The organism is Ornithinimicrobium tianjinense (assembly GCF_014636495.1).
In the GTDB taxonomy this organism is placed as follows: Bacteria; Actinomycetota; Actinomycetes; order Actinomycetales; family Dermatophilaceae; genus Ornithinicoccus; species Ornithinicoccus tianjinensis.
Genome location: NZ_BMEM01000001.1, coordinates 1,279,665 through 1,304,508, shown reverse-complemented (window position 1 = coordinate 1,304,508; position 24,844 = coordinate 1,279,665). Strand labels below are relative to the sequence as shown.

The window sequence follows — 24,844 nt, the reverse complement described above, 5'->3', positions numbered from 1 at the left end:
CGGCCCTCGGCCTCAGGCGAGGTGGGACGACAGCGACGTCGCCACGGCGTCCGGGGTCAGCCCGATCCGGTCGAGCACCTGGCCGCGCGAGCCGTGCGCCAGGAACTCCGCCGGGATGCCGTAGGCGTGCACGAAGACGTCCACCCCCGCCTCGTCGAGGCGCTGACGCAGCTGCCCGGCGATCCCACCGGTGACGCTGTCCTCGAGGACGGCCACCGAGCCGGCGTCGCGGGCGAGCTCGATGAGGTCGTCGCTGACGGGGAGCACCCAGCGCGGGTCCACGACCATGACGGAACGGCCCTCGGCCTGCAGCTTGTCGGCCACCTCCAGCGCGACCGCCGCCATCGAGCCCACGCCGACCACGAGCAGGTCGAGGGGGCGGTCCGGGGCGCCGTCCCGCAGCACGTCGACGGAGCCGGCGGTGCGGACCGCCTCGATCGGCGCGGTCACGGTGCCCTTGGGGAAGCGGACCACGGTGGGCCCGTCCTCGACGGCGACCGCCTCGCGCAGCGCCAGGGCCACCTGGTGGCCGTCGCGGGGCGCCGCGACGTGCACGCCTGGCACGATCGCCAGCAGCGCGAGGTCCCACATCCCGTTGTGGCTGGCGCCGTCGGTGCCGGTGATGCCCGCGCGGTCCAGGACGAAGGTGACCGCCTGGCGGTGCAGCGCGCAGTCCATCAGCAGCTGGTCGAAGGCACGGTTGAGGAAGGTGGCGTAGATGCAGACCACCGGGTGCAGCCCGGCGTAGGAGAGCCCCGCGGCCATCGTGACGGCGTGCTGCTCGGCGATGCCGACGTCGAAGACGCGGTCGGGGTAGCGCTCGGCGAACGGCTGCAGGCCCACCGGGATGAGCATGGCGGCCGTGAGGGCGACGATGTCCTGGCGCTCGCGGCCCAGCCGCACGAGCTCGTCGCTGAACTCGTCGGTCCAGCTGCGGCCGGAGAGCTCCAGCGGCAGCCCGGTCTCGGGGTTGATCTTGCCGACGGCGTGGAAGCGGTCGGCCTCGTCCGCCGTCGCCGGGTCGTAGCCGTGCCCCTTCTCGGTGATCGCGTGGACGAGGACGACGCCGCCGAAGTCGTGGGCGCGGCGCAGCGCCGTCTCCATCGCCTCGACGTCGTGGCCGTCGACGGGACCGAGGTACTTCAGCCCCAGGTCCTCGAACATGCCCTGGGGGCTGACGATGTCCTTCAGGCCCTTCTTCATCCCGTGCAGGGTGTCGTAGACCTGCTTGCCGACCACCGGCGTCCGGTTGAGCTGGCGCTTGCCCCAGGACAGCACGTGCTCGTACTCCTTGGTCGCGCGCAGGGAGGCGAGGTAGTCCGCCATCCCTCCGTGCGTCGCCGCGTAGGAGCGCTCGTTGTCGTTGATGACGATGATGAGCGGCAGGTCGCGGTGGTCGGCGATGTTGTTCAGCGCCTCCCACACCATGCCGCCGGTGAGGGCACCGTCCCCGATGACCGCGACCGTGTGCCGGTCGGTCTCGCCCTTGAGCTTGCGCGCGGTGGCGATGCCGATCGCCCAGGACAGCGAGGTGCTGGCGTGGGAGTTCTCGACGACGTCGTGGTCGGACTCGTCGCGGCTGGGGTAGCCGGACAGGCCGCCCTGCTGGCGCAGCGTGGAGAAGTCGTGCCGGCCGGTGAGCAGCTTGTGGACGTAGCCGATGTGGCCGGTGTCGAACAGGAGGGTGTCGCGCGGGGAGTCGAAGACCCGGTGCAGCGCGATCGTCAGCTCGACGACGCCGAGGTTGGGACCCAGGTGGCCGCCGGTGCGCGAGACCGAGTGGATCAGGTAGTCGCGGATCTCCCCCGCCAGCTGCTCCACCTGCCGGGGCGAGAGCCGCTTGAGGTCGGTGGGACCGGTGATGGTGCGCATGAGTGCCACGGCTCTGTCGTCCTCCTGCGGCCGAACGGCCCTGTCGGCGAATGATCCCGGCCAGTGTAGTTCCCGGAGGCTGAGGACCTGCTGGACGCCCGTCTCGACGGCGACCGCCCCGTCCGCGAGGAGTCGTACACTTGTTCTATGTCGAGCGGACCGCCTGGATGGCCTGACCGGGTCCCGCCGGCCGGCGTGTCCGGCTGGGAGGAGGCCGCGGTCTCCTGGCTGCTCGACCAGTGCCCGGCGGACTACCGCGCCTACCGCGCCTGGCGCAAGCACCCGGCGGCGCTCGCCTGGGTCGCGACCCGCCACCTGGAGGCGCAGCTGGAGGCCATGCGCGGCGCGTGGCGCGACGTGCGCCCCGAGCTCGGGCCGCTGCTGCCTCCCGGGAGCCTGGGCGACGTGCTCGACTCGTTGGCCCGGGAGGGGCTGCGGCTGCGCGCCAACCACCGCGCCGCCGGCCTGCTGCTCGAGGCGCTGCGGCTGCGCGCCCCGATGCGCTAGCCGAGGATGCTCAGCCCTCCACGCCCGCGACCCGCACGTGGATCCTGTTGGCCCACGGGTCCTCGAAGGAGACGGTGCGGCCATCGTCGGCGGCCTGCACCCCGAAGTGGCGCATCCGCTCGGTGAGCGCGCCCACGTCGTCGGACGACGGCAGGTCGATGTCGACCTGACCCAGCCCCAGGCTCGGGAACCGGCGGCCGGCGCCCCGGCTGTTCCACACGTTCATCGCCATGTGGTGGTGGTAGCCGCCGGCGCTGACGAACAGCGCCTGGTTGCCGACCGTGGCCGTGGTGTCGAACCCGAGGCGGTCGACGTAGAACTCCTTGGCCGACGCGGTGTCGCCGACCGACAGGTGCACGTGGCCGACGACGGCGTCACCCGAGCCGGGGCTCTCGAGAGCCTCGGGGGTGAGGTGCTCCCGGAGGAAGTCGTTGGGGTCCAGGTACAGCGTGGCCATCTCGACCTGCCCGTGCACCCAGCTCCACTGCGAGCGGTCGCGGTCCCAGTAGAGCTCGATGCCGTTGCCCTCCGGGTCGTCCAGGTAGAAGGCCTGGCTCACGAGGTGGTCGGCGCTGCCGGTGAAGCGGCGCGGCGCCTTCTGGGCCACGGACGCGAGCGCTGCCGCGAGCGCGGTCTGGGTGGGGAAGAGGATCGCGGTGTGGAACAGCCCGGCGGAGCCGGGGGCCGCGTGCTTGAGCGCGGGGCTGTGCCGCAGGATGACGACCGGCGTCGAGCCGCGGCCGAGCGTCACCACCGGCCCGTCCTCGGAGATCACCTGCAGGGTGATGACGTCGCGGTAGAAGGCGGTCATCCCGGCGAGGTCGGCGACGTCGAGGGTCACCGGACCCATCGCGGTGTCGGCGGCCAGTCGGTCGGTGCGGGCGGTCGAGGTCGGGCTCACGCTTCCTCCAGTTGTGTATGACGTGTCACTTACTTAGCGCGCGCGCCCGCCCGTTCATTCCCGACCGTTGGCTGAGGGGCTCCAACCACTCACGTGAGTGGCTCGTGCACGCCATACCGCCGGATCGCGGGCTCCAACCACTCACGTGAGTGACTCGTGCACGCGGCCCGTTCCCCACGACGGCACTCGGCACAAGGGTGCACGATGTGGGCATGGCGCACGAGGAGAAGCCCCGCAAGCTCGACCGCAAGGTCTACGAGGGCGAGCTGTTCCGGCTGCAGGGCGAGCTCGTCAAGCTCCAGGAGTGGATCCGGGCGACCGAGCAGCGGCTCGTCGTCATCTTCGAGGGCCGCGACGCCGCGGGCAAGGGCGGCGCGATCAAGCGGGTCATCGAGTACCTCTCGCCGCGCCAGACGCAGATCGTCGCGCTGCCGGCCCCGACCGAGCGGCAGCAGACGCAGTGGTACTTCCAGCGCTACGTCGAGCACCTGCCGGCCGCGGGCGAGATCCGGCTGTTCGACCGGTCCTGGTACAACCGCGCCGGAGTCGAACGGGTCATGGGCTACTGCACCCCCGAGGAGCACCGCCGCTTCCTGCACCAGTGCCCCATCTTCGAGCGGCTGCTCGTCGAGGACGGGATCATGCTGCGCAAGTACTGGTTCTCGGTCTCCGACGCCGAGCAGGAGAGGCGGTTCCGCTCCCGGCTGGACGACCCGATGCGCCGCTGGAAGCTCTCCCCCACCGACCTGGAGAGCCTGACCCGCTGGGAGTCCTACAGCCGGGCCAAGGACGAGATGTTCGTCCACACCGACATCCCCGAGGCGCCCTGGTACGTCGTCGAGAGCGACGACAAGCGCTCGGCCCGGATCAACATGATCGCCCACCTGCTCTCCTCCATCCCGTACGAGGAGGTCGCGCTGCCTGAGCTGACGATGCCGGAGCGACCGCCGTCCACCGGCTACCAGCGCACCGACCGCTCCCTGCAGACCGAGGTGCCCGACCATGCTGCCGAGGTGGGCGAGCGGGAAGGGCGCCCCGTGCGTCGGCACCGGGAGGACATGGGCTGACGGCGACGCCCCGCCGACCGGGTGGTCGGCGGGGCGTCGGGTATGCCGTGCGGCGCTCGTCAGGCGTTCACGAGCGAGCGCAGGACGTACTGCAGGATGCCGTCGTTGCGGTAGTAGTCGGCCTCACCGGGGGTGTCGATACGGACCACCGCGTCGAACTCCACCGTGGAGCCGTCCTCCTTGGCCGCGCTGACCTTGACGGTCCTCGGCGTGGTGCCGTCGTTGAGGGCGGTCACCCCGGTCACCGAGAAGGTCTCCGTCCCGTCCAGGCCCAGGCTGTCGGCGTTCTGGCCGGCCGGGAACTGCAGGGGCAGGACGCCCATGCCGATGAGGTTGGAGCGGTGGATGCGCTCGTAGGACTCGGCGATGACGACCTTGACACCGAGCAGGCGGGTGCCCTTGGCGGCCCAGTCGCGCGAGGACCCGGAGCCGTACTCCTTGCCGGCGAGGATCACCAGCGGGGTGCCCGCCGCGGCGTAGTTCTGCGCCGCGTCGTAGATGGTCGTCTGCTCGCCACCGGCGGTGAAGTCGCGGGTGAAGCCACCCTCGACGCCGTCCAGGAGCTGGTTCTTCAGCCGGATGTTGGCGAAGGTGCCGCGGATCATGACCTCGTGGTTGCCGCGGCGCGAGCCGTAGGAGTTGAAGTCCTTGCGCTCGACGCCGTGCTCGGCGAGGTACCTGCCGGCCGGGCTGTCGGCCTTGATCGACCCGGCCGGGCTGATGTGGTCGGTCGTCACCGAGTCACCCAGCTTGGCCAGGACGCGAGCGCCCTCGATGTCGGTGACGGGCGCCGGCGCCGCCTGCATGCCCTCGAAGTACGGGGGCTTGCGCACGTAGGTCGACTCGCCCGCCCACTCGAAGGTGTCGCCGTCCGGCGTCGGCAGCGACTGCCAGCGCTGGTCTCCGGCGAAGACGTCGGAGTAGTCCTCGGTGAACATGTCCCGGCTGATCGACCCGGCGATGGTCGCCTCGACGTCCTCGGGGGCCGGCCAGATGTCCTTGAGGTAGACGTCCTCGCCATCCTTGCCCTGACCCAGCGGCTGGGAGTCGAAGTCGAAGTCCATGGTCCCGGCGAGGGCGTAGGCGATGACCAGCGGCGGGGAGGCCAGGTAGTTCATCTTGACGTCGGGGTTGATGCGGCCCTCGAAGTTGCGGTTGCCGGACAGCACCGACACGACGGCCAGGTCGCTGCTGTTCACCGCGGCCGACACCTCGTCGATGATCGGGCCGGAGTTGCCGATGCACGTGGTGCAGCCGTAGCCGACCAGGTGGAAGCCGAGCGCCTCCAGGTAGGGCCACATGCCGGCCTTGTCGTAGTAGCCGGTGACCACCTTGGAGCCGGGCGCCATCGAGGTCTTGACCCAGGGCGCGACGTCCAGGCCCTTCTCGACGGCGTTCTTGGCCAGCATCGCGGCAGCCATCATCACCGAGGGGTTGGAGGTGTTGGTGCACGAGGTGATCGAGGCGATCGCCACGTGGCCGTGGTCGATCTGGACCTGCGCGTCCCCGATGGTGGCCGGGGTCGGGCTGCTCACCCGGTCGCCGTTCAGCAGCGGCGAGCGCTCCGGGCGGCCGGCCTCCTGCGACTCCTCGTGGGCGTCGTGGGAGGGGGCGTCCGAGGCCGGGAAGGTCTGGGCGAGCTCCTGGTCGACGGCGCTCTTCTCGATGCCGTGGCCGTCCACCACGTAGTTCTTCAGGTCGGCGCGGAACTGCTTCTTGGCGGCCGTGAGCTCGATACGGTCCTGCGGCCGCTTCGGCCCCGCGATCGAGGGGACGACCGTGGAGAGGTCGAGCTCGAGGTACTCGCTGTAGCGCGCCTCCGTCGAGGCGTCCAGCCACATGCCCTGCTCCTTGGCGTAGGCCTCCACCAGCGCGACCTGCTCGTCCGAGCGACCGGTCAGGCGCAGGTAGTCGAGCGTCACGTCGTCGATCGGGAAGATGGCGCAGGTCGAGCCGAACTCGGGGCTCATGTTGCCGATGGTGGCCCGGTTGGCCAGCGGCACCTGGGCGACGCCCTCGCCGTAGAACTCCACGAACTTGCCGACGACACCGTGGTCGCGCAGCATCTCGGTGATGGTCAGCACGACGTCGGTCGCGGTCGCGCCGGCCGGGATGGACCCGGAGAGCTTGAAGCCGACCACGCGCGGGATGAGCATGGACACCGGCTGGCCGAGCATCGCGGCCTCGGCCTCGATGCCGCCGACGCCCCAGCCGAGCACGCCGAGCCCGTTGACCATGGTGGTGTGGGAGTCGGTGCCGACGCAGGTGTCGGGGTAGGCCTGCAGGGCGCCACCGACCTCGCGGGTCATGGTGACGCGCGCCAGGTGCTCGATGTTGACCTGGTGGACGATGCCGGTGCCCGGCGGCACCACCTTGAAGTCCTCGAACGCGGTCTGGCCCCAGCGCAGGAACTGGTAGCGCTCACCGTTGCGCTCGTACTCGATCTCGACGTTGCGCTCGAAGGCGTCCGGCCGGCCGAAGACGTCGATGATCACCGAGTGGTCGATGACCAGCTCGGCCGGGGCCAGCGGGTTGATCTTCGTCGGGTCGCCGCCGAGGTCGGCCATCGCCTCACGCATGGTGGCGAGGTCGACGATGCAGGGGACACCGGTGAAGTCCTGCATGATGACGCGCGCCGGGGTGAACTGGATCTCGGTGTCCGGCTCGGCGTCGGCGTCCCACTGCGCGAGGGCGGTGATGTGGTCGGCGGTGATGTTGGCGCCGTCCTCGGTGCGCAGGAGGTTCTCCAGCAGCACCTTCAGCGAGTAGGGCAGCGTCTCGGCGCCCTCGAGCCCGCCGATCCGGAAGATCTCGTAGCTCTGGTCACCTACTCCCAGCGTGCCCTTGGCTCCAAAGCTGTCCGGGTTCGTGCTCAACGTGATCGCTCCTCTTGCTGGCGGGGACCATTTATCTTGACATCAAGATATCTCAGGCGGCGCCGGTTCGCCAAAAGCTGGGCGGGCGTGGCGGGCCTCAGGGCCATCCTGCCGCATCGCGGTCTCAGGCGTGCGGGCGCAGGAGCGCCAGACACTCCACGTGGTGCGTCATCGGGAAGGCGTCCAGGACGCGCAGCCCGACCAGCTCCAGCCCGTGCTCGCGCGCCGCGCGCAGGTCCCTGGCCAGCGCCGCAGGGTCGCACGCGACATACACGACCGCACGGGGCCGCAGCGCTGCGACGGCGGCGACGACCGCGGGACCGGCCCCGCTGCGGGGCGGGTCCAGGACCACGACGTCCGCCCGCTCCCCCTGCGCCACCAGGCGGTCGAGCGCCCGCTCGGTGGGCTCGGCCACCGCCTGCGCCCACGGCCGCTCGGCGAGGTGACGGGCCGCTGCCTCGGCTGCCTCCCGGTCGGCCTCGACGGCCAGGACGGAGCCGGTGGATCCGACAGCCTCCGCGAGCGGCACGGCGAACAGCCCCACGCCCGCGTAGAGGTCGAGCGCCCGCTCCCCCGCCTGCGGGTCCAGCCAGGCCATCACCTGCGCCGTGAACGTCGCCGCCGCGCCGGGGTGCACCTGCCAGAAGCCACGGGCGGAGAGGGTGAAGCGGTGCTCGCCGACGCGTTCGGTCACCTCCGGCACGGGGCCGGAAGGGACGGGGGTATGCCGTGCGCCTCGCCTGGCCGCCCCGCGGATGCGGCGCGGGGCCACGAGCGGCACCACGACCGGCTCGCCCACGGAGGGGGCGACGACGTCCAGCGCCACGACCGGGGCAGGCGGCGGAGGTCCGCCGAGCACGCCGGTCGCGTCCACCGAGGCGTGCGCGATGAGGCACCGGTCGACCGGGACGACCTCGTGCGAGCGGTGGCGGCGCAGCCCGGTCACCGTGCTGCCGTCACCCCGACGCTCGACCGCCACCTCCACCCGCGTGCGCCAGCCGAGCCCCTCGGTGTCCCCGGGGACCGGCTCGCAACGGACGCGCAGCGCCTCGACCTGCGCAGGGGTGAGACCCCCGAGGCGGACCAGCTGCTCGGTCACGACGGCCGCCTTGAGGTCGCGCTGGGCCGCCGGGGTGGCGTGCTGCCAGTCGCAGCCGCCGCAGCGTCCGGGGCCGGCGTAGGGGCAGGGTGGCGTCACACGGTCCGGCGAGGCCTCCAGCACCTCGACGGCGTCGGCGCGCACGAACCGACCGCCCGGGCCGAGCTCGGTGACGAGCGCCCGGACCTGCTCGCCGGGCAGCGCGTGGCGGACGAACAGCACCTGCCCGTGGTCGCCGTGGCGGGCCACGCAGTGGCCGCCGTGCGCCACCGGACCGACCTCCACCGTGACGACGTCACCGACGTCGAGCCCGGTGGCGGGACGGTCCGGTCCGGTCACGCCCGCTCCATGCGTTCGGTGACGTCCTCAGCCCCGCCGTCGGCGGTCTGGGCCGTGTGGCCGGTGGCCAGCAGCACCCCCATGACCACGATGGCGAGCAGGTAGGCGGGCCAGCCCAGGCCGATCTTCGCCACGCCGAGCCAGGCCACCTCCCCTGCGAGGTAGAGCGGGAGCATGATGGCGACGCGGAGGGCGAAGAGCGCCACCAGAACCCACGTCAGCCGGGTGCAGACGGTCACCAGACCCTTGTCCCGCCGCCACGCGGTGGGTCGCTCGGCGAACTCCGGGTCCCCCATGCCGACCACGAAACCGACCAGCGGCCAGCGGGTCAGGATCGAGACGAGCGCACCCACGCCATACAGGGCGCTGAGGAGGATGCCCGGGAGGAAGGCGTCCTCCGCCTCCCCCGACCGGAGGGCGAAGAACGACGCCAGGGCGGTGGCGAGGAGCGCCGAGGCGAGGAAGCGCCAGGACCCGCCGACGACGCCGCGGACGACCGCGAGGACGACCAGGACCACGGCGGACGCGGCCACCCCGATCGCCACGCGGTCGGTGACGATCCACGCGACCACGAACGCGACAGTGGGCAGGGCGGTCTCGAGCGAGCCGTACCACCCGCCGAGGGCGTCGCTGATCCGGCGCCGGATGACCTGCTCGACGGTCGCGTTCACGTGAACTCGGGGTTGGAGGGCGCCTTGGGTGCCTCGGTCGGGGCCGGCTCGGGGGCGGAGCGGTGCCGGCCGGCCTCGCGGACCTGCGGCGCCCCGGCACCCGTCGGCGCGCCGGGCGCACCCGGGCTGATCCCCGCCAGGCGGGTCGCGTCCGTGCGGGTCAGCGACGGCGCCTGCCGCGCGACCTCCTGCACCGCCTCGCGGGCGGCCTGCTCACGACGGGCCTGCGCCTGCTTGGCCGCGGCCTCGAGCACCCCCTTGGGCGCGCTCAGCTCGAGCACCTCGCGCGGCGGGCGGGGCTCGTCGCCGCGTCGCACGACGATGCGGCGGACGTAGGCCAGGATCGGCGCCAGCTGGGCGTCGTCGGTGGCGGCCGGCCCGTTGACCACGACGCGAAGGAACCAGCGAGGCCCGTCGATGCCGAGGAAGCGGGCGGGCTGGAAGGCGACCCGGCCGTCGGGGGCGCGCCCGGGCATGCGGGCACGCAGCTCCTTGCCGAGCGGCCCGCTGACGACCTCGGCCGCGCCTCCGGCGTCGACCAGCCCGCGGGCGATCTCGGGGCGCAGCTCGTCCCAGAGCCCCATCGTGCGGGGGGCGGCGAAGACCTGGACCTGCGCCTGCGAGGCGCCGAAGCCGAGGGTGGCGCCGACGACCCGACCGCTGCCCTGCTCGATGTCCAGGCGCATCTGCATCCCCGCGAGCGCGGGCAGCCGCAGCGCGCCGAGGTCGACCCGGCCCTCGAGGTCGGACCACTCGGAGACGTCGTAGGGGCCGTCGGTGGGACGGTCCCAGTCACGGTCGACGCCGGGCTCGCCCGGGGCGGGCTCGGGTCGCGCCGACGCGTCCTCGGTCTCCTCGAGCAGCACGTCAACGTCGTCGACGGGCGCGGTCTTCTTGCGGCCAAACAGTCCCACGGTGGGTCAGTCCTTCGTGTCGTGCCGGTCGTGGCGACCGGCGGTGACGTGCCCCGTCGGGCACGCGCGTCTGCTCAGGTGGCGTGCGCCACCGTCTCCTCGGTCCCGGTGTGGCCGTGACCGCCGTCCCCACGCTCGGAGGCGGGGAGCTCGTCGACCACCTCGAAGACCGGGGTGGCGACCTGCTGCACCACGAGCTGGGCGATGCGGTCCCCCCGGCGGACCTCGAACGGCTCACGGGTGTCGGTGTTCACCAGGTTGACCAGGATCTCACCACGGTAACCCGCGTCCACCGTCCCGGGCGCGTTGACGATGGACACCCCGTGCCGGGCCGCCAGCCCGCTGCGCGGGTGGACGAACGCGGCATACCCCTCGGGCAGGGCGATCGCGACGCCGGTGGCGACGAGGGCACGCTCCCCCGGCGCGAGGGTCACGGCCTCGCGCGCGTGCAGGTCGACCCCCGCGTCGCCCGCCCGGGCCTGCCGGGGGACCGGCAGGTCGGGGTCGAGGCGGCGCAGCGCCACCGGGACGGTCAGCATCGGTGCGTCAGGCGGCGCACTCGGAGCAGACCGGCAGTCCGCCGACCTCCTTGGCCAGCTGGCTGCGGTGGTGCACCAGGAAGCACCGGGAGCAGGTGAACTCGTCCTGCTGGCGCGGCAGCACGTGCACGGACAGCTCGACGTTGGACAGGTCGGCACCGGGCAGCTCGAAGCCCTCGGCCACGTCGGTCTCGTCGACGTCGACGTTGCCCGAGCTCTTGTCGTTGCGCCGGGCCTTCAGCTCCTCGATCGAGTCCTCGTTGAGCTCGTCCTCGGTCTTGCGTGGGGCGTCGTAGTCGGTCGCCATAGCCTCTCCTTCGTCACGATCGAATGCGTCTCAGCCGTCCAGAACGCACGGGACCCCCGTTTTGTGCCCAGGGGGCAACGCCCTGCTGCCGGGGCGGATTGTGCCCTATGAAGGGGGTCCGACGCGAACCCGGCCGGCTCAGGCGACGGCGAGCTCGGCGAGCAGGGTCGCGTGGGCACCCCGCCCGCCCGCGACGGTGAGCGAGGGCGAGGGCGGCAGGTCCGGCCGGGCGCCCGAGACCACGCCGCCAGCCTCGGTGACCAGCAGGATGCCGGCGGCGATGTCCCACGCCTTGACACCGCGCTCGTAGTAGGCGTCCACGCGCCCCGCGGCGACGTGCGCGAGGTCCAGGGCCGCGGCCCCCAGCCGCCGTACGTCGCGCACCCGAGGAAGCAGCGCGGCCACTGTCGCCGCCTGGCCCTCGCGCACCGCCCGGTCGTAGGCGAACCCGGTCGCCACGAGCAGGGAGCCCAGGTCGGTCGCGGTGCTGACCTCGAGGCGCCGGGTATGCCGCGCGCGCTCCCCTCCGGTGGCCCAGGGGCCCGCCGCGGTGACGTGCGCTCCCCCGCCGGCCCGGGCGTGGAAGGTCTCCCCCGTGCTGGGGTTGACGACCGCGCAAGCCACCGGCTCCCAGGCGCCGGGACGCGTGGGGTCGCCCGTGACGACGGCGACGGAGACGGCATACCCGGGCAGGCCGTAGAGGTAGTTGACCGTCCCGTCGATGGGGTCGACGACCCAGGTGAGCCCGGACCGGCCGCTGACCAGCCCCTCCTCCTCGCCGAGCACCCCGTCGTCCGGGCGGGCCGACGCGAGGCGGCTCCGGATGAGCTGCTCGGAGCGGGTGTCCATCACCGTGACGATGTCGAGGTCGGTCGACTTCGTGCGGTCGACCACCGTCCGGTCGGGCCGCTCGTCGCGGACGAGGGCGCCGGCCTCCTCGGCGACGGCGACCGCCAGCTGCTCCAGCTCGCGCAGCGTCTCGTCGCTCGTGCTCGCGTCGTCGCCCCGCACCATCAGTCCGACCCGCAGGCCGCCGGCTTCGCGGTGCGCAGGTTGGGGCAGCAGCCGGGCAGGCAGACGGCGGGGCGGGCGTCGTCCCCGGGCCAGGTCGGCGTCGGGACGGACTCCCCGCGGGCCTGGGCGGCGCGCTCGAGGACGAGGTCGACCAGGCCGACGACGAACTCGGTGTCCGTGCCGACCGTGGGCGCGCGGAGCAGGTCGATCCCGAGCTCCTGCGCCGTCTCGACCGCCTCGGTGTCGAGGTCGAAGACGACCTCCATGTGGTCGGACACGAAGCCGATGGGCGCGAGCACGACGTGCCGGACGCCCCGCGCGTGGAGCTCACGCAGGTGGTCGTTGACGTCCGGCTCGAGCCAGGGCTGGGTGGGCGGGCCGGAGCGCGAGCAGTAGGTCAGGTCGTGCTCCACCTCGACCCCCAGGGTCGTCGCGGCCTCCGCGGCGATCGCGGCCGCGAGCTCGTGGTGCTGGCGGGAGTAGAGGTTGCCCTCGCCGTCGCCGGGGCCGGAGGTGTCGTCCATCGCGACGGGCAGGGAGTGGGTGACGAAGACCAGGTGCGGGGTCTGGCCGGTCCGCTCGCGCAGGGCGCGGACGGACTCGGTGACCAGGCGGGCGTTGGCCCGCGAGAAGCCGGGGTGGTTCCAGAACTGCCGGACCTTGTCGACCGCGAGCGAGCGGCCCTCGTCGGCGAGCTGGTCGATCGCGGCGGCGATGTCCTCGCGGTACTGACGGCAGGAGGAGTAGCAGGAGTAGGCGCTCGTGGTGACCGCGAGCACGCGGGTCATCCCCTCCTCGTGCGCCTGACGCAGCGTGTCCACGAGGAAGGGCTCGGAGTTGCGGTTGCCGAACAGGACCGGGACCGCGAGCTCGCGACGGTCCAGCTCCTCGCGCAGGGCCGCGACGAGGGCCCGGTTCTGGTCGTTGATCGGGCTGCGGCCGCCGAAGTGCAGGTAGTGCTCGGCGACCTCGGCCAGCCGCTCGTCCGGGATGCCTCGCCCACCGGTGACCCGGCGCAGGAACGGCATGACCTCCTCGGGGCCCTCGGGCCCGCCGAAGGAGGTGAGGACGACGGCCTGGTAGGGGAAGACGCGCGTGTCCTGGGCCTGGCTCAGCGTCTCCTCCAGCTCGGCCACGACCTGGGCCTCGGCGGGACGGACCGGGTCCCCCGCAGGACGGAGCGGGGCGCCGGAGGGATCTGCGGTGGGCTGGGTCATGGACGGACTCCTGTCTGCCGGGGGGTGGGGACGTTGAGGTCGAGGACGATGGCGGCCACGCGGATGACGAAGACGAGGACCGCGGCCAGGACGAGCACGGGCATGCTCAGCGCGTCGAGCCACGCGGCGCCGGTGACCACCGCGGCCCCGAGCAGCGCGGGCACGGCATACACCTCGCGACGGAGGACCTCCGGGACCTGGCCGACCAGCACGTCGCGCAGGGCCCCGCCGCCCACCGCCGCGATCCCGCCCACGAAGACGCAGGCCAGCGGCGGGGCGCCCAGCGCGACCGCCTTGGCGGCGCCGGTCACGGCGAAGGTGGCCAGACCGACCGCGTCGAGGTAGCGGATCATCCGGGTGATCAGCCCCAGGCGGAGGTCGGGGTTGCGGCGGCGCAGGTCGGCGACCCGTGGGGCGAGCAGCACGGTGGCGACGCCGGCGAGGAGGACGGCCGTCAGGTACCACGGGTCGGAGATGCCCGCCGGAGGGACGTCGCCGAGGAAGACGTCGCGGATCAGGCCGCCTCCCAGACCGGTGACCCAGGCCAGCACGGCGATCCCGAACAGGTCCAGCCTCGCCCGGATGCCCACCAGACCTCCGGAGACCGCGAAGACGAAGATGCCCACGAGGTCGAGCACGAGGATGCTGGGAGCCGCTGACATGTCGCTGACAGCGTAACGAGGGTCCCGGCGGCGCGCCCTGCCGGGCGCTCGCAGTCTCGGATGGCACAGTGGGTGACCATGCAGCAGCTCCAGTTCGACGAGCTCGACGAGGGCGGCCGCCTGGTCCTGGTGGCCGACGACGGGACGCGGTATGCCGTGCCCGTCGACGACCGGCTGCGCGCGGCCCTGCGCCCGCGGCCGCACGCACCCTCCCCCGAACGCCCCGGCGGCGGCGCGACGCCGCGCGAGGTGCAGGCCATGATCCGGGCGGGTCAGACCGCCCAGGAGGTGGCCTCGGCGACCGGGTGGGACCTCGTGCGCGTCCAGCGGTTCGAGGGTCCCGTCCTCGCCGAGCGCGAGCACGTGGTCGGGCTCGCGCAGGCCGCCGCGGTGCGCGCGCAGGGGCGCACGGACGGCTCGCACCGGCTCGACCAGAGGGTTCGGGAGCGCCTCACGGCGCGCGGGGTGCCCGAGGAGGAGATCTCGTGGGACGCGGCCCGCAGCGCCCCGCAGGGGCCCTGGACCGTCCTGGTGGTCTTCCCCGCCGGGGGACGTGAGCGCCGCGCGGCCTGGCACTACGACGTGCAGGACCGCTCGATCGAGGCCCTGGACGACGAGGCGCGCTGGCTCAGCGAGGACGAGCAGGCGCTGCCAGGCGGTCTCGCGGGCCACCCGCTCCTCGGTGCCGCCACCGCGACGGACGAGGCGAACGACCTGATGGCGACGATGCGCGCCCGCCGCCAGCAGCGCGGCAGCGGGCGCAGGACCAGGCGGGTCGGACCCGACGCGCCGGCCCCCGGGGGGCGGCCCGCCGACGAGGACGACGTCAGCCCGCCGACGGACGACCGCCCTGGGCCCCGTGACCAGGGCCGGGCCGGAGGCGGACTCGTCGACGAGGTGCTGCCGCTCGAGGACTTCGAGTTCGACGAGCAGCTCCAGCAGGCCGGCGAGCCCCCGGCCGCCCACCCGCGCGGATCGGCCCCGGAGTCCCCCAGCCCCGTGACGCCGGAGGAGGACGAGACGGAGGCCCCGGAGGGGTCGGAAGACCCGACGCCGCTGCGCCCCGCCCGCCGTCGCCGGCTGCGGATGCCCAAGCTGCCTCCGGTCGTCGGCGAGCCCGCCCAGGGCGAGGAGGACGGCGAGCCCGAGGGCACCTTCGCGCGCACCCAGCACGACCCCAACGAGGTCAGCTTCGAGGAGTTCTTCGGCATGGACGAGGAGGACGACCTGGAGGTGCTGGACGAGGAGGGCGACCTCCCCGAGGAGGTCGTCGCCGAGGACCCGGACCCAGAGCCGGACGACGTCGACGAGGTCGAGGACGTCGAGGACGTCGAGGACGTCGACGAGCCCGACGCGGACGCTCCCGCCGCGGAGCAGCCTGCCCCGAAGAAGGGCGGTCGCACCAGCGTCCCCAGCTGGGACGACATCATGTTCGGTTCAGGGCCGAAGCGTCGCCAGGGCTGACGCTAAGAGTCCCCTGCGTCCACGGCTCTGGCCGTCGGCACCGTCGGCAGCGGGCACAGGTCCAGGTCGAAGGGCAGCACGTCCGGCGAGAGCGACTGGGCGCGGGCGGCGTGGGAGTTCATCCGCCGCATGTAGTGACGGCGGCAGAGCACCTCGTACTCCACCGTCGGTGCCCGACCCTCGTCGGTGCCGCTCACGTCGCCCACCACGACCTGCTCGCCCTCGACGACCATCACCCCGTCGACCACCCGCGCGTTGACGGTCGCCGGCCTGCCGCACCAGCACAGCGCCTCCACCTGCAGCTGCTGGGTGCGGTCGGCGAGCTCGAGCAGCCGCCGCGACCCCGGGAAGAGCTGGGTGCGGAAGTCGGCGGTGATCCCGAAGGCGAAGACGTCGATCCCCATCTCGTCCACCAGCCTCGCGAGCTGGTCGACCTGGTCGGGCTGGTAGAACTGCGCCTCGTCGCAGATGAGGTAGTCGACGCGCCGCCCGTTGGTCACCTGCTCGACCACCACGTCCCAGAAGTCCAGGTCGTCGTGGACCTCCAGCGCCGCCTTGGACAGGCCGAGCCGCGAGGAGATCACCGCCTCCCCCGACCGGTCGTGCTGGGTGAACAGCAGCCCCGCACGCCCGCGGGTCGAGTGCGTGTGGTCCATCTGCAGCGCGAGGGTCGACTTCCCGCAGTCCATGGTCCCGGTGAAGAAGACGAGCTCAGCCACCCGCGCAGTCTACGGAGCGCCCGGCACGTCCCGCGCCACCGCCGCGTCAGCCCGCGTGGACGAGCAGCGGGATGGCGGTCTCGGCGTCGGTGACCGAGCCGTGGTGGCCGCGCAGCCGCAGCACCTCGGGGCGCAGCCGCGAGGAGTCGAGCACCGTCGCGTCGTCGAGCATCGCGACCACGAGGTCGCCGACGCGACCGGCCCGGTCGGCGCGCGGTCCCAGCCAGCCGGCGTCCACGACCTCCTCCCGCGTCAGCACCATCGCGTCGTCACCGAGCTCCTCCCGCCACATCGCCGCGACGTCCGCGGCGGCACCGGGCTCGCACCAGACCTGGGGCGCCCGCGGCTCGCCGGCGAGCAGCAGCACCCCCTGGCCGAGGACGTCGCCCAGCGCGAGGTCGCGCCGGCGCGCGTGCGGCGCCTCGATCATGCCGTGGTCGCTCGTGACGACGACGACGGTGCCCGCCGGCACCGCCTCGACCAGGCCGGCGACGAAGGCGTCGCAGGCCTCGACCGCCGTCCCCCACTCCAGGGTCCCGGGGCCGTGGACGTGCCCGGCCTTGTCCACCTCGTCCCAGTAGGCGTACACCAGGGCACGGCCCTTCCGGCCGGCCTGCGCCAGGGCCTCCACCACCCCGTCGGTGCGCTGCACCGCGTCCTCGGCCGCGGCATACCCACCGCCCCGCAGGGCAGCGCGGGTGAACCCCGAGCCGTCGAACATCGCGCGCGAGACCGTCGTCATCGTGATGTTCTGCCGCCCTGCCTCCTGGAACAGCGTCCGGTGCGGCTGGTAGGCCGTCGGCTCCGGCCCGCCCTTCCAGGACAGGTGGTTGAACAGCCGGGACCCGCCGTCCAGGGCGGTCTGCCAGCCGATCACGCCGTGGTCGCCCGCGCAGCGGCCGGTGGCGAGGCTGGTCAGGCTCGTCGCCGTCGTGGAGGGGAAGCCGCAGCGGGCGTCCTCGTCCGCCGAGGGCAGGGTGCGCAGGAACGGCGCGTGCCCCGAGGCCCGCTCGAGCTGCCGCGCACCGAGTCCGTCGACGAGCACCACGACCACCCGTCGCGCGTCCGGGAGCGCCCAGACCGGCTGCGGTATGCCGTCCGGCAGCTCGGCGCCGAGCGCGAGCAGCGCGGCCGGCACCACCGAGGCCAGGCCCTCGCCGGGAGCGGGTGGTCGGTAGAGCGCGCGAGCGCGCGCGACGGCGTCGGTCACCGTCCCAGCCGGGCGGAGAGCTCCTGCGCGAAGGCGAGGGCCCGCTCGAGCTGCTCCACCCCGTCCGCGTCCGCGGAGACCCGCAACGAGATGTCGTCGCCGGACACCGTCCCCTCGTAGCCGTGGTCGCCCTCGCACTCGGGGTCCTCGCACAGCCCCGGGAGCAGGTCGATGCGCGAGACCGCCCCCCACCCGAGCGTCAGGGTCACGGCACGGCCCTCGAGGCTGCCGTCGTAGTTCTCCGGGTCGGCCACCACGTGGGTCAGCATCACCCCGCGCACCTGCCGCAGCGGCACGGTCTCGCTCGTGGCGGTCGCCATCCGCTGCCGCTCCGGGCCCTCGTGGTCGTCGGCGTGCGCGATGACCAGCCGGCGGTCGGTCAGCACGAGCACGGTGAGGTGGTTGCGGACCGCCTGCTCGTCGAACGTGGTCTCCGCGTGGACGAGGTGGCTCACCACCTGGTCGCGCCCCACGGCCGTCACGACGACGTCGTGCACCACGGCAGGCAGGTAGCCCGCCTGCTCGATGTCGGCGACGAGCGAGTCGGGCAGCGGTGACCTCAGGCGACGGACCATGGCCCCATCGTGCCACCCGCGCTCAGCTGAGCAGCGTCCGCCGCTCTGCCTCGGTGCGGGTGGGGGCCGGAGCCACGCGCGCCGTCGCGCCCAGCACCTCGATGCCGTCGGCGTGCGCCATCACGGGGTTGAGCCGCAGCGCGGCCAGCTCCGGATGGTCGTCGGCCAGCACCGACACCCGCGCGATGAGGTCGTAGAGGGCCTGGTGGTTGACCGGCATCGCCCCCCGGTAGCCGTCGAGCATCGGGGCCGCCCGGATCGAGCCGACCATGTCCACGATGTCGGCGTCGGTCAGGGGCGGGTAGCCGTGCGCGACATCACCGAGCAGGTCGACGGGCACACCGGCCACCCCGAAGGCGACCGACGGTCCGAACAGCGGGTCCTCGGTCGAGGTCACCTCGACCGCCACCGAGCCCGGAGGAGCCATCCGCTGCAGGGCTATCCCCTGCGCACCGATGGGCTCGAGCAGGGCGTCGAGGTCGCGGTAGGCCGCCCCCACCGCCTTGGGGTGCCGCAGACCCGTGCGGATCCAGCCCTGCCCGGGCTGGTGCCGCAGCAGGGGCGAGGTGGCCTTGAGGACGACCGTGCCCTTGAGCTCCTTGTAGGCGGCCACCGCCTCCTCGTCCGAGGCGACCGGCACCGTGGGCCAGACCGTGATGCCGTAGGCCGCGAGCAGCTCGGCGATCTCTCCCTCGGACAGGTCGACCCCCTCGGGCACGCGCGCGAGGGCCGACTCGATGACGTCGTGCGCCGCGCGTCGGTTGAGGCCGTCCGGCCGGACGCGGGCGCCGTGGTCCGCACGCAGCCAGTCGGAGTAGTTGGTCACGGCGGCCAGGGCCCTCACCGCGTCCTCGGGCGTGGGATAGGCCGGGACTCCGGTGCCGGGCGTGACGCCACGCATACCGAGGAAGGTTGCGGCACAGGGCTTGTCGTGCTGTGCCACGAGCTCCGCGACGGACTGGACGACCTCGGGGTCGATCCGCGCGACGGGCGGGATGAAGCAGGCGACGAGCGAGTCCACCGCGGGGTCCTCCAGGGCGGCCGCCACCACCTCGCGGAAGGCCTCCGTCTGCGCCTCGGAGCTGATCGCCACGGGACCGTGGGTCACCTCCAGGCGGCGTCCGCGCGCCGCGCTGGCGGCGAGGTTGCCCATGGCGTGGCTGTTGGTCACGATCGCGACGCGCCGTCCGCGCGGCAGCGGCTGGCTCTGGACCAGCTGGACGACGTCGAAGAGCTGGTGGACGTTGTCGGCCCTGATCACCCCGGCCTGCCGCAGCATCTGCTCGAAGGCCTCCTTCGACTGGTGCGTCGAGCGGACCCGGATGCCGGCCCCGCGACCGCCGCCGTCGGACTTGACGACCACGACCGGCTTGATCGTGGCCAGCTTGCGCGCGATCCGGGAGAACTTGCGCGGGTTGCCCATCGACTCGAGGTAGAGGCCGACCGCGGTGGTGGACTCGTCGTCCAGCCAGTACTGCATCAGGTCGTTGCCGGAGATGTCCACGCGGTTGCCGGCCGAGGCGAAGGTGGACATCCCCAGTCCTCGCCGCTGGGCCGACCTCAGCACGGCGATGCCGAGTGCGCCGGACTGGGCGAACAGCCCGAGCCCGCCGTAGCCGGGGAGGTGACCGACGTCCGCGATGGAGGCGTTGAGCCGCACGTCGGGGTCGTTGTTGACCAGGCCGAAGCTGTTGGGGCCGAGGACCCTCATGCCGTGGCCGCGGGCGCGCTCGAGCAGCTGGCGCTGCAGCCGCTCCCCCTCCGGCCCGGCCTCCGCGAACCCCTCGCTGGCCACGACGAGCGCCCGCACGCCGGCGTCCGCGCACTCGTCGACGGTGGCCAGGACGTCCTGCGCGGGGACCGCGATGACGGCCAGGTCGACGCCGCTGGCGATGTCGCGCACCGAGGCGTGGCTGGGGTGACCGCTGATCAGGGTGCCCGGCTCGGCCCGGTTGTTCACGGCATACACCGCGCCGGTGAAACCACCGTCCACGAGGTTGTCGAAGAAGGTGCGTCCCACGGTGTCGCTGCGCCGGCTGGCACCGATGACGGCCACCGACGCCGGGTTGAGCACCTGCCGCACCGAGCGCGCCTCGGACCGGTGCTCGCGGGACATCCGGACCGCGCGCGAGGCGTCGGTGGCCTCGATGTCGAAGGACACCGCGATGACCCCGTCGTCGAACTCGTGCGAGACGTCGTAGCCGGCGTCCTTGAACACCCCGATCATCTTGCGGTTCTGCGGCAGGACGTCGGCGACGAACCGGCGCACCCCGTCCTCGCGGCCGATGTCGGCCAGGTGCTCGAGCAGGACCGAGCCGATCCCCCTGCCCTGGTGGTGGTCGGAGACGTTGAAGGCGACCTCCGCGACCGGGCCGCCGGCCTTGAGCCGGTCGTAGCGGCCGATCCCCGCCAGCTGGTTGTTGATGATCATGACCAGCGCCACCCGGTCGTGATAGTCCACGTGCGTGAAGCGGTGGACGTCGCGGTCGGACAGCCGCTTGATCGGGGCGAAGTAACGGAGGTAGATCGACTCCTCCGACTGGTTGGCGTGGAACTCGTGGATCGCCTCGGTGTCCGCCGGCACGATGGGCCGCACGTGGGCCACCATGCCGTCGGCCAGCACGACGTCCGCCTCCCACTCGCGGGGGTAGCCGGGGGGCAGCTCCGCCTGGTCGGTCATGTGCCCACTATGGCAGCGGGTCGCGAGTCAGGGTGCACCCGGGATGGCGAGCTGGGGCTCCTCGGTCCAGGTCTGCCCGCCGTCCTCGGTCAGCCAGCTCGCGGCCAGGTCGCGTCCGTCGTGCTGCACGAGGTCCGGAGCCACGTAGCGGTAGCGGCCGGAGACCCGCACCGACTCACCCCCCAGGGGCCAGATCTCGCTCACCTCTGCCTCGTCGACCGACGTGACCCGCACCCACGCACCGCCGGTGCCGACGAAGACTCCCTGGTCCGTGTCGATCACCATCCGCGTGCCGTCGTTGCTGGCGGCGGCAGACACGCCGCCCGGGAGGTCGGTCACCTCCTGCCAGGACGCCCCGCCGTCGGCGGAGGTCCAGACCGCTGCGGTCCCCGGCTCCCAGGCGACCAGGCCGTCCTTGCTCTCGGGGGCGGGCAGGACGTCGGCGCAGTCCCTGGGCCGCTCGACCACGCTCGCCACCGACGCCCCGTCTGCGAGGCGGTACACGCCGCCGACAGCCTCGACGTAGACGGCGTCGTAGGTCGCGTAGATCTCGGCCCTCGGCAGGTCGCCGGGCGCCGGGAACGTGGTGCAGAGCAGAGGATCAGCGCCCTCGAGGGTCGCCGTGCGCCGACCACTGGTGGCGTCGTCCGCGGTGAGGTCGGTCACGACGACCTCCGCGCACTCCTCGGGGCCGCCGCCCGCGCACCCCTCCGTCACGACGACCAGGGTCGAGCGGAAGGTCTCGACACCCAGCGTGGTGCCCCGCGTGGCGACCTCGACCCAGGTCTGGCCGCCGTCGTCGGAGCGGACGAGCCTGCTCGGCGTGACGGGGATGTCGTCCCGGTCCGTGTCCGTGAGGTCCGGTCCCCACATCCAGATGTGGCCCCGGGCGGACACCGCGCCGTAGAAGCCCGAGGTGAACATGTCGACGGTCCGCGTCCAGGTCTGGCCGGAGTCCTCGCTGACGAGCAGCGCCGGACAGGCCCACTCCCGCTCTCCCGCCTCGCAGTCGTACTGGCCCACCGAGACGCGCAGGGGGCTCTCGTCGCCGGAGGGGTGACCGGCCACAGCGATCGTGGCGTCAGGGTCGAGCATCGGCAGGACCGTCCCGGTCGAGGGCTCGGCAACGGGCTCCTCGGCGGCGCCGGTCCCTGTGGTGTCGCTCGCCCCGTCGGTCGTCCCGGCTGTGGTGTCGTCCGTGGTGCTGGGCGCCGCCGTCGAGGTAGCCACGACCTGGTCGGTCGGTGTCGACGCGGGTGGAGCCTCGGCGACGTCACCGCCCAGGCCCTGTCCGGCCAGGAGGAAGGCCGTCGTGGCCGCCGCGGTGGCTGCGACCACTCCGCCCAGGAACCACAGACCACCACGGCCGCCACGACCGGTGCGCCCCGCACGGACCCGGATGGCCTCCCACGTCTGTTCGTCCGCATCGTGCTCCACCACGGCCCGGCGGTGCGCGGCGAAGAACTCCTCCACCACGGGCTCCTCCCGGTCAGCGCCGGGACCCCAGCGGTTCAGGTCGTCGTTCATCGGACACCCTCCAGGATCACAGCGAGCCGGCGGCGCGCCTCGTGCAGGTCACTCTTGATCGTTCCGTCGGCCTTGCCGAGCTGCCGGGCGACCTCAGCCACGGTGAGATCCCCGAAGTAGTGCAGCAGCACCGCCATCCGCAGCCGCTCCGGCAGCGACTCGACCGCGTCCCGCACGGTCAGCACCGTCGCCGGGTCCACCCGGGAGGTCTGGCCCACCTCCGGGTCCACCCCACCCTGGAAGCGCCGGTATGCCGCGCTCTCCCGCCCGCGCTTGCGCCAGTGGTCCTTCACCAGGTTGCCCACCGTGGTGTAGAGCCACGGGCGCGCCAGCTCGACGCTCTCCCAGGAGCGCAGCAGGCGCACGAAGGCCTCGGTCGCCATGTCATGACCCAGGTCCGGGTCACCGACCAGGTGCGCGGCCCAGCCGGCCAGCGCACCGAAGTGCGCCAGGTAGACCTCCCGCACCTCGCTCTCGGCGACGTCGAACGCGGCCGCCCGAGCCGCCGGACGCCGGCGTTCCCGGACCGCGGTGAGATCCCCCATGATCGTGGTCATGTCCTCTGGGACGCCGGTCCGCCCCCGCCGGTTGGGTGTCTCCTGCCTCACGCTCCCGTCCCTCCGCGCTGTCCCGGCCGCCGCGTCGTCGCGGGCCGCCCGGTCAGACCATGTCACGCGCAGCTCTGCGCGGACAAGGGCTCGTGCCACGATGCCGCTCATGGAGCTGACCGACGTCATCCGCCGCAGACGCATGGTCCGGGCCTTCGACCCGGACCGACCGGTGGCCGGCGAGGTCGTCGACCGGATGCTGCGACACGCCGTCCGGGCACCGAGCGCCGGCTTCAGCCAGGGGTGGGACTTCGTCGTCCTCCAGGAGCAGCAGGACCGCGACCTCTTCTGGCGGACCACGACGGACCCGGCGCGCGAGCCGGACCGGTGGTTGCGCGGGGTGTCGCGGGCCCCCGTGCTGGTGCTGTGCTGCTCCGACCCGCAGGCCTATCTCGCACGCTACGCCGAGCCGGACAAGGGCTGGGAGGATCGCGACCCTGCGCGCTGGCCGGTGCCCTACTGGGACGTGGACAACGGGATGGCCGCCCTGCTCATGCTCCTCACCGCCGTCGACGAGGGTCTGGGCGCGCTGTACTTCGGCGTTCCCCCCGAGCACCAGGGTGCCGTCAAGTCGGCCTTCGCCCTCCCGCCGGATCGGCGGGTCGTGGGAGTGGTCGCGGTCGGTCACCCGGCCACCGACCCGCGGACCGCCCCCCGCGGTTCGGCTGCCTCCCGTCGTCGTCGCCCGCTCGAGGAGGTCGCCCACCGGGGGCGCTACGGCGTGCCCTGGAGCATCGGGTCCGACGGGGTCTGACTCAGCGCTGCCCGCGGACCAGGTGCACGGCCGCGGCCGCCGCGAGCACGACGCCGGAGACGAGCAGCACGACCGCGAGGGCCGACAGGGCGACGTTGCCCGGCGCGAGCGCCCTCGTGACGGGACCGGCCAGCACGATGAGGACGGCAGCGAGCGCCAGCAGCACCTCGGGGGCGTGCTCGAGCGGATGGGTGACGTGCTCCTGGACCGAGCGGGTGGGGCTGCGGTGGGGGTGGGCTGGTGCGGCGGTCCTGAACATCGTGGTCCCCTTCGCGGTCATGGGCGGCAGGCAGCGGCCCGATACCCCTAGTACGCCGCAGGGCACCCGATGGTTGCACCGCGACCACCGGTCGTGACCTGATCGTGACCTCGATCCGGCCCTGCCGCCTACGCCTGTCGGCGCAGGAAGTCGTCGACCTCCGTCCGGGTCGGCGCGGTGGCCGGCCCGCGGCGGGTGACCTTGATCGCCCCGGCGGCGTTGGCGCGCCGCGCGGCCTCCAGCCAGGGCGTGCCGAGCGCCCGCTCGGCGCACAGCACGCCCGTGTGCGCGTCCCCGGCCCCGTTGGTGTCCAGCGGGCGCTGCGGGTAGCCGGGCACGTAGGTCGTCTCGCCGTCCACCCGCACGAAGCAGCCCTCCGGGCCGTCCCTGACGACCACGGTGGCCCCCGGCGGAAGATGCCCGGCGACGGCGGCGCAGGCGGCCTCGACGTCGGCGACGCCGGTCAGCTCGGTCGCCTCCTGGGCGTTGGAGGTCCACACGTCGGTCAGGGAGAGCAGACGCGCCGCCACCTCCGGCAGGTCGGCGAGCGCCGCCCCGGGGTCGAGGACGAGGTCCACCCCCTCCGCCAGCCCCTCGAGCCACTCGAGCAGCGGGTCGCGTGTCGGCGCGTAGAGGCTGTAGCCGGTCACGCAGACGAGGTCCCCGGGCACGGGCGCGCTCGTCGCCAGCGACTCGACGGTGATCCGCCGCTCGGCGCCGTAGGTGGTGATGAAGGTCCGCTCGGCGGTCGGCTCGACCTGCACGACGCAGATGCCGGTGTCCTCCCCCTCCACCGGCGCCGACGACACAGCCACGCCCTCGCCGGCGAGCGCCGCGCGGACGAGGTCGCCGTTGGGTCCCGTGCCGTGCGCACCCGCGTGCACCGCCGCAGCGCCGGTGCGCGCGGCGGCGACGAGGATGCTCACCGCACCCCCGGCATACCGGGTGTAGGAGGACGCGTTGACGTTGCCGCCCCGCGTCGGGAGGCCGGGGACCTCGAGGACGACGTCGACGAGGGCCTGCCCGGTGTGGATCACTCTGCCGCTCACGCCGCACAGCCTGC

Annotated in this window: 23 protein-coding genes; 4 read left to right on the top strand and 19 right to left on the bottom strand. The window is 73.3% G+C overall.

The features are described from left to right. Positions 1 to 12 precede the first annotated feature (12 nt). Positions 13 to 1,881 (bottom strand): 1-deoxy-D-xylulose-5-phosphate synthase, encoded by a 1,869-nt coding sequence (gene dxs / locus IEV65_RS06050; protein WP_188428742.1) that lies wholly within the window; start codon positions 1,879 to 1,881, stop codon positions 13 to 15. A 138-nt stretch (positions 1,882 to 2,019) separates the two neighbouring features. On the opposite strand from dxs, the gene IEV65_RS06045 reads away from it, so the two are divergent. Beyond that, positions 2,020 to 2,379, top strand: coding sequence for a hypothetical protein (locus IEV65_RS06045; RefSeq protein WP_188428740.1), 360 nt, complete (start codon positions 2,020 to 2,022; stop codon positions 2,377 to 2,379). 10 nt (positions 2,380 to 2,389) lie between these two features. Here IEV65_RS06045 and IEV65_RS06040 read toward each other — a convergent pair whose 3' ends face one another. After that, on the bottom strand, positions 2,390 to 3,229 hold the full coding sequence (locus IEV65_RS06040; protein ID WP_188429517.1) for a VOC family protein: 840 nt from the start codon (positions 3,227 to 3,229) through the stop codon (positions 2,390 to 2,392). Between the two features lie 263 nt (positions 3,230 to 3,492). Between IEV65_RS06040 and ppk2 the strand changes: the two genes are divergently transcribed. Further along, positions 3,493 to 4,347: a polyphosphate kinase 2 gene (gene ppk2, locus IEV65_RS06035; protein ID WP_188428738.1), complete on the top strand. Its 855-nt coding sequence runs from the start codon at positions 3,493 to 3,495 to the stop codon at positions 4,345 to 4,347. A gap of 59 nt (positions 4,348 to 4,406) precedes the next feature. Here ppk2 and IEV65_RS06030 read toward each other — a convergent pair whose 3' ends face one another. The 9 genes from IEV65_RS06030 to IEV65_RS05990 form a co-directional block, all read right to left on the bottom strand. Next, positions 4,407 to 7,223 carry an aconitate hydratase gene (locus tag IEV65_RS06030; protein ID WP_188428736.1) on the bottom strand — a complete coding sequence of 939 codons (2,817 nt, stop codon included), beginning with the start codon at positions 7,221 to 7,223 and terminating at the stop codon, positions 4,407 to 4,409. A gap of 124 nt (positions 7,224 to 7,347) precedes the next feature. Then, complete coding sequence (locus IEV65_RS06025) at positions 7,348 to 8,661, bottom strand: class I SAM-dependent RNA methyltransferase (RefSeq protein WP_188428734.1); 1,314 nt, start codon at positions 8,659 to 8,661, stop codon at positions 7,348 to 7,350. Beyond that, entirely contained in the window at positions 8,658 to 9,332 is a 675-nt protein-coding gene (locus IEV65_RS06020; RefSeq protein WP_188428732.1) for a DUF3159 domain-containing protein, read from the bottom strand. The genes IEV65_RS06025 and IEV65_RS06020 overlap by 4 nt, the downstream gene beginning before the upstream one ends. Further along, entirely contained in the window at positions 9,329 to 10,246 is a 918-nt protein-coding gene (locus IEV65_RS06015) for a DUF3710 domain-containing protein (protein WP_188428730.1), read from the bottom strand. The genes IEV65_RS06020 and IEV65_RS06015 overlap by 4 nt, the downstream gene beginning before the upstream one ends. A gap of 74 nt (positions 10,247 to 10,320) precedes the next feature. Beyond that, positions 10,321 to 10,785, bottom strand: a complete 465-nt coding sequence (gene dut, locus IEV65_RS06010) for a dUTP diphosphatase (protein ID WP_188428728.1) — start codon at positions 10,783 to 10,785, stop codon at positions 10,321 to 10,323. 7 nt (positions 10,786 to 10,792) lie between these two features. Beyond that, the gene (locus tag IEV65_RS06005) at positions 10,793 to 11,092 is read right to left on the bottom strand and encodes a DUF4193 domain-containing protein (protein WP_188428726.1); all 300 of its coding nucleotides are present in this window, start codon (positions 11,090 to 11,092) and stop codon (positions 10,793 to 10,795) included. Between the two features lie 138 nt (positions 11,093 to 11,230). Continuing rightward, positions 11,231 to 12,106: an inositol monophosphatase family protein gene (locus IEV65_RS06000; RefSeq protein WP_188428724.1), complete on the bottom strand. Its 876-nt coding sequence runs from the start codon at positions 12,104 to 12,106 to the stop codon at positions 11,231 to 11,233. Then, positions 12,106 to 13,323 carry a ferrochelatase gene (locus tag IEV65_RS05995; RefSeq protein WP_188428722.1) on the bottom strand — a complete coding sequence of 406 codons (1,218 nt, stop codon included), beginning with the start codon at positions 13,321 to 13,323 and terminating at the stop codon, positions 12,106 to 12,108. The genes IEV65_RS06000 and IEV65_RS05995 overlap by 1 nt, the downstream gene beginning before the upstream one ends. Further along, positions 13,320 to 13,985: a trimeric intracellular cation channel family protein gene (locus tag IEV65_RS05990; RefSeq protein ID WP_188428720.1), complete on the bottom strand. Its 666-nt coding sequence runs from the start codon at positions 13,983 to 13,985 to the stop codon at positions 13,320 to 13,322. The genes IEV65_RS05995 and IEV65_RS05990 overlap by 4 nt, the downstream gene beginning before the upstream one ends. Positions 13,986 to 14,063: 78 nt before the next feature. On the opposite strand from IEV65_RS05990, the gene sepH reads away from it, so the two are divergent. Beyond that, positions 14,064 to 15,449, top strand: a complete 1,386-nt coding sequence (gene sepH, locus IEV65_RS05985) for a septation protein SepH (protein ID WP_188428718.1) — start codon at positions 14,064 to 14,066, stop codon at positions 15,447 to 15,449. A gap of 2 nt (positions 15,450 to 15,451) precedes the next feature. On the opposite strand, the gene IEV65_RS05980 is transcribed toward sepH, so the two are convergent. The 6 genes from IEV65_RS05980 to IEV65_RS05955 are packed head-to-tail and all read right to left on the bottom strand — an operon-like array spanning position 15,452 to position 22,768. Then, entirely contained in the window at positions 15,452 to 16,168 is a 717-nt protein-coding gene (locus tag IEV65_RS05980) for a thymidine kinase (protein ID WP_188428716.1), read from the bottom strand. A 46-nt stretch (positions 16,169 to 16,214) separates the two neighbouring features. Further along, positions 16,215 to 17,378, bottom strand: coding sequence for an alkaline phosphatase family protein (locus IEV65_RS05975; protein WP_188428714.1), 1,164 nt, complete (start codon positions 17,376 to 17,378; stop codon positions 16,215 to 16,217). After that, the gene (locus IEV65_RS05970; protein ID WP_188428712.1) at positions 17,375 to 17,953 is read right to left on the bottom strand and encodes a DUF5998 family protein; all 579 of its coding nucleotides are present in this window, start codon (positions 17,951 to 17,953) and stop codon (positions 17,375 to 17,377) included. The genes IEV65_RS05975 and IEV65_RS05970 overlap by 4 nt, the downstream gene beginning before the upstream one ends. 22 nt (positions 17,954 to 17,975) lie before the next feature. Beyond that, positions 17,976 to 20,633 carry a bifunctional acetate--CoA ligase family protein/GNAT family N-acetyltransferase gene (locus IEV65_RS05965; RefSeq protein ID WP_188428710.1) on the bottom strand — a complete coding sequence of 886 codons (2,658 nt, stop codon included), beginning with the start codon at positions 20,631 to 20,633 and terminating at the stop codon, positions 17,976 to 17,978. Positions 20,634 to 20,660: 27 nt separating this feature from the next. Continuing rightward, positions 20,661 to 22,160, bottom strand: coding sequence for a beta propeller repeat protein (locus tag IEV65_RS05960; protein WP_188428708.1), 1,500 nt, complete (start codon positions 22,158 to 22,160; stop codon positions 20,661 to 20,663). Beyond that, positions 22,157 to 22,768 carry an RNA polymerase sigma factor gene (locus IEV65_RS05955; RefSeq protein WP_229734948.1) on the bottom strand — a complete coding sequence of 204 codons (612 nt, stop codon included), beginning with the start codon at positions 22,766 to 22,768 and terminating at the stop codon, positions 22,157 to 22,159. The genes IEV65_RS05960 and IEV65_RS05955 overlap by 4 nt, the downstream gene beginning before the upstream one ends. A gap of 109 nt (positions 22,769 to 22,877) precedes the next feature. Between IEV65_RS05955 and IEV65_RS05950 the strand changes: the two genes are divergently transcribed. Continuing rightward, complete coding sequence (locus IEV65_RS05950) at positions 22,878 to 23,522, top strand: nitroreductase family protein (RefSeq protein WP_188428706.1); 645 nt, start codon at positions 22,878 to 22,880, stop codon at positions 23,520 to 23,522. 1 nt (position 23,523) lies between these two features. On the opposite strand, the gene IEV65_RS05945 is transcribed toward IEV65_RS05950, so the two are convergent. Both IEV65_RS05945 and IEV65_RS05940 read right to left on the bottom strand, forming a co-directional pair. After that, positions 23,524 to 23,802, bottom strand: coding sequence for a hypothetical protein (locus IEV65_RS05945; RefSeq protein ID WP_188428704.1), 279 nt, complete (start codon positions 23,800 to 23,802; stop codon positions 23,524 to 23,526). Between the two features lie 107 nt (positions 23,803 to 23,909). After that, positions 23,910 to 24,839, bottom strand: a complete 930-nt coding sequence (locus tag IEV65_RS05940) for a PfkB family carbohydrate kinase (RefSeq protein ID WP_188429513.1) — start codon at positions 24,837 to 24,839, stop codon at positions 23,910 to 23,912. Positions 24,840 to 24,844: the final 5 nt, after the last annotated feature.

What these genes read in the sequence shown, in the direction of transcription:
- IEV65_RS05995 (WP_188428722.1), bottom strand. Translation starts at nt 13,323, where the DNA reads ATGACCCAGCCCACCGCAGATCCCTCCGGCGCCCCGCTCCGTCCTGCG.
- IEV65_RS05950 (WP_188428706.1), top strand. Translation starts at nt 22,878, where the DNA reads ATGGAGCTGACCGACGTCATCCGCCGCAGACGCATGGTCCGGGCCTTC.
- IEV65_RS06000 (WP_188428724.1), bottom strand. Translation starts at nt 12,106, where the DNA reads ATGGTGCGGGGCGACGACGCGAGCACGAGCGACGAGACGCTGCGCGAG.
- IEV65_RS05990 (WP_188428720.1), bottom strand. Translation starts at nt 13,985, where the DNA reads ATGTCAGCGGCTCCCAGCATCCTCGTGCTCGACCTCGTGGGCATCTTC.
- IEV65_RS06040 (WP_188429517.1), bottom strand. Translation starts at nt 3,229, where the DNA reads ATGGGTCCGGTGACCCTCGACGTCGCCGACCTCGCCGGGATGACCGCC.
- IEV65_RS06005 (WP_188428726.1), bottom strand. Translation starts at nt 11,092, where the DNA reads ATGGCGACCGACTACGACGCCCCACGCAAGACCGAGGACGAGCTCAAC.
- IEV65_RS05945 (WP_188428704.1), bottom strand. Translation starts at nt 23,802, where the DNA reads ATGACCGCGAAGGGGACCACGATGTTCAGGACCGCCGCACCAGCCCAC.
- dut (WP_188428728.1), bottom strand. Translation starts at nt 10,785, where the DNA reads ATGCTGACCGTCCCGGTGGCGCTGCGCCGCCTCGACCCCGACCTGCCG.
- IEV65_RS05970 (WP_188428712.1), bottom strand. Translation starts at nt 17,953, where the DNA reads ATGGTCCGTCGCCTGAGGTCACCGCTGCCCGACTCGCTCGTCGCCGAC.
- IEV65_RS05965 (WP_188428710.1), bottom strand. Translation starts at nt 20,633, where the DNA reads ATGACCGACCAGGCGGAGCTGCCCCCCGGCTACCCCCGCGAGTGGGAG.
- ppk2 (WP_188428738.1), top strand. Translation starts at nt 3,493, where the DNA reads ATGGCGCACGAGGAGAAGCCCCGCAAGCTCGACCGCAAGGTCTACGAG.
- IEV65_RS05960 (WP_188428708.1), bottom strand. Translation starts at nt 22,160, where the DNA reads ATGAACGACGACCTGAACCGCTGGGGTCCCGGCGCTGACCGGGAGGAG.
- IEV65_RS06045 (WP_188428740.1), top strand. Translation starts at nt 2,020, where the DNA reads ATGTCGAGCGGACCGCCTGGATGGCCTGACCGGGTCCCGCCGGCCGGC.
- sepH (WP_188428718.1), top strand. Translation starts at nt 14,064, where the DNA reads ATGCAGCAGCTCCAGTTCGACGAGCTCGACGAGGGCGGCCGCCTGGTC.